This is a genomic window from Streptomyces sp. H27-H5 (assembly GCF_026627505.1).
Classification (GTDB): Bacteria; Actinomycetota; Actinomycetes; order Streptomycetales; family Streptomycetaceae; genus Streptomyces.
The window spans coordinates 1-619 of the sequence record NZ_JAPNLK010000366.1; the positions used below are offsets into that span (position 1 = coordinate 1).

Annotated in this window: 1 protein-coding gene; it reads right to left on the minus strand. The window is 63.7% G+C overall.

From position 1 onward, the window contains the following. Nucleotides 1-311: 311 nt before the first annotated feature. A partial coding sequence (locus OTB19_RS43285) for a hypothetical protein (RefSeq protein WP_267804352.1) occupies nt 312-619 on the minus strand: 308 nt, incomplete at its 5' end.

The window sequence follows — 619 nt, forward strand, 5'->3', positions numbered from 1 at the left end:
CACTTGAGAGGTGCCTTGCCGGTTGGTGCTGGTGGAAGCGTGAGAACTCCCATCATCCCAGGTCAGCGGGCACCTCCTCCCGTTTCCCCGTCCACAGCCCGGCCGTTACACGGTGGATCGAGGCTCAAAGTCGCCTGATCACCGGAGCTTCGATGTGCCGTCAGTCTGCCACTGTCTGTTTGATCAAGTCGCCTTCGCGTGGGCAGCGTGAGCTTCCCGTCGTTGGCGTTCGGTTGAGTGTTCTGCCGGATCCGCGTGATCGTCGGGGCCGGCGTCATGGCCTCGCCTCGGTGTTAGGGCTCGCGCGAGAACTACGTGGCGATGTCCGAGAAGTCCCCTGCTGGCTTGTGATAGGCCCGCAGGGTGCTGACTGAGAAGCCGTTGCTGAACCGGAAGGGCCGTCGCTTGATCGGTTGATTCTTCCTGGTCAGGCATGGGGTGGGTGCTGGTGCGGCAGGCTCGTTGGGTCGGGTTGTCGTCGTGCTGGAGGTGCCTTCACCAACAACTGCGGAGAGAGAGCACTTCGGCCGGTCAAGACCCAGCTGAAGATCTCCGGCTGCCACCAGTCCGAACACGGTGCGACGGCCTGGCTCGCCGTGCGCTCCTACCTCGACTCCGC